At 31.4% G+C, this 2,594-nt stretch carries 3 protein-coding genes; all 3 read right to left on the minus strand.

The genetic code is table 11. The features are described from left to right. Positions 1–227 precede the first annotated feature (227 nt). Positions 228–518, minus strand: a complete 291-nt coding sequence (locus tag BUC09_RS14585) for a hypothetical protein (RefSeq protein ID WP_143161951.1) — start codon at positions 516–518, stop codon at positions 228–230. A 281-nt stretch (positions 519–799) separates the two neighbouring features. Beyond that, positions 800–1,663: a GIY-YIG nuclease family protein gene (locus BUC09_RS14590; RefSeq protein WP_073312321.1), complete on the minus strand. Its 864-nt coding sequence runs from the start codon at positions 1,661–1,663 to the stop codon at positions 800–802. A gap of 199 nt (positions 1,664–1,862) precedes the next feature. Next, a complete protein-coding gene (locus BUC09_RS14595) occupies positions 1,863–2,429 on the minus strand; it encodes a hypothetical protein (RefSeq protein WP_073312322.1) in 567 nt (188 codons plus the stop codon). Between the last annotated feature and the right edge of the window lie 165 nt (positions 2,430–2,594).

A 2,594-nucleotide genomic window follows, 5' to 3' on the forward strand; every position in this document is an offset into this window, starting at 1 on the left:
AAAATTATTCCTGCTAAAATGGAATTTCTGATTTTCTTCATTAACATGGTTATTGTTTTTCGTTTCGTTTTTTCAACATGACCGCTAACGTTCTGGTACTACAGCGGGTTTGGGTTCTAAATTAAGATTTATTTTTCGGTTATCACTAAACTGCCAAATACAAAACCATTTTCCCATTAAGCCTAATGCCCAAATCCGTTGTAGTAGCTGTTATAAGCTGGCCATATTTAGTGATTAAATTCGTCATTAAATTCCGTAATCATTAATTCTGGTTTCGAAATTGAATATTTGATATCAACACTATCTCCTTCTTGAACTTTGTCATTTTCATTGAATCCATCACTATTTTCATATAGCTTTCCACCAACTTTATATTCTACTCTAATATGTCGACCCTTGGTCACAGACTTCTTCGTAATTATTCCACGCGTTATTTTATAATCACTTTTTATAAATTCAATATTTTGCAACTCCTGATTTCTTAAGCCCGTTGCTATAAAATATATAATGCTTGACATTCCGAGTATAATAAGGAAAATGTAGATTTTTTCTTTTGGCGTACTTTTTAGAGGCTTGTTATTTTTACTCATTTTATTTTTTACTGTTGCTTAGCTGCAAAATGATTTAGTTAATTCATTTCATTTATCCGTTTGCGTAATTCTGGTTGGCTTGCTTATAACGTTCCGGCGCTTGGCGAGGTTGCGAGCTTCGGAACCGATTATTTTCTGTTAAAAATAAAATTTCTTACGAAATATAAACGTGTATTTACTACAAAATTCGCAATCTTGCCAAACGCCTGTTATGCCTTCGTTGTTTTTTCGTTAGTTTCAAATTCTTTCAAAGTTTTTCCGTCTTTTTGTTTCCATTCAGTTAATCCATTTGCATTTCTTCCCATAACAATTAAGGCTGCTGTTGATGGACTGCTAAAAATATAATCTTCTGAAAATTCTAAATATTCAGTTTTATCAACAAGAATTCCTTCTTCAATAAGTTTTTGACGGAGTTTGATAAAACTTGGAGTCATAGAATTAACAATTGAACTTGCAGCTTTTGAACCTTTAAAAACAACAAATCCGTCTGATGTTGGTTCGCCAATTCCATCTGCTCCTCGAGCTGCTTTTATAAAAAATAATTCTTGTTTTTGTTTTGGTTTAATTTCTCTCTTTTCATCAAATACTTTGTGGCCAAGTGTATTTACAAGCATTTTTATATTTTCAATAAATTCCTCCATTTCTGCTCTATCTGATTCAGAAATTGAAGATTGAGTTGGAGTTATTGAGTTTTCTACTTTATAACGTTTAGATGAAATTGCAATTTCATGAAGTCTATTTTCTAAATATTTCACATGTGCTTTGTTTAAATTTTCATCTTTGCTTATAAAAACAATGGTTTCATTCCAAAAGTCCTTTTGATTTATATGTTGAGTTAATCTTTTTAAAATTGATTCTGCTTCACCAATATAAACTAAATCTTTTCCTTCTTCATCTTTGCCAAATAACAAATAGACACCAGTACTTATTAAATCGTTACGATCAGAACAATCTTTTATTTTTATACGTGGAATTTTATATGCTTTTCCAGACCAATTTGAAAGTTCACAACTCATGCGTCCATTTGGTTCTCCATCGATTAAGAATATTTTTATTGTTTTTCCGAATTTCATTTAAAGTACTGTTTTTTTACAATGAGGCATAACGTCCCTCCGGCTTTGTGAAGTGGCGGAATTTTATTACTGTTGTTCACAAATATACCGAAAAGATTGAAAGAAAAAACCTCTTTCGGAGAAAGAAAAATATTCACTGACCATTACAAATAAATCCCTAAACCCGCCATTTCACAAAACCGCTGTTAGCAGTAGGCTTTTATTCAGTTAATATCTTCTGTTTTTCCTCACGATAAAGTAGTAAAACCAATCCTAAAGCAAAAAGTAAACAACTTAGTACCATAAACATTCCATTTTTCAATACAAAAAACGAAAAACCGACAGCTGGAGCACCAATAATAACCATTAATGAACTTATAGGATTGGTTTTGATAAAATTTGATGCATGCACTGCTAATCCTACAAAGAGTAATGATGGGCCAATAATAATAAACGGCAACAAAATAGATGGAGTATTGCTTATGTGTTCACTTAATTGTGCTTTAGCAATATCATCATTTCCAAAACTCCACATTATAAAATCAATAGTACAAAGGCCTATGTGGGCAATAACACCCAAAGTTGTCAAAAATGAAGCTACAATATTAAGATTGTTTTTTGGAAATACTTTATTAAATGAAATGAGAAATACTGCGCCAATTAAGTTGAACCAATGTGCGAAATCTATAGGTTTTTGAAAATAAGCTAATTTTGAACCTTGTGAAAACATAATATAACTCAAAACAAAAAAGAACAATCCGATTAGGCACATGGTTTTTGGTTTCATATTTTTTTGATAGAAAATGATTGGTTTTTAATTTATTGTAATTCTAAGTTTTCGTTTTTTTAAGCTTACTGCTAACGTCCCGCCGGCTTGGCCTGCTGTTGCGGCATTCGTACACGGAACTTCACAAATATTAACAAATTTTGGTTTAACGCGTAACTTTCCAAA

Origin of the sequence: Flavobacterium terrae, assembly GCF_900142035.1 — a bacterium.
GTDB classification, from domain to species: domain Bacteria; phylum Bacteroidota; class Bacteroidia; order Flavobacteriales; family Flavobacteriaceae; genus Flavobacterium; species Flavobacterium terrae.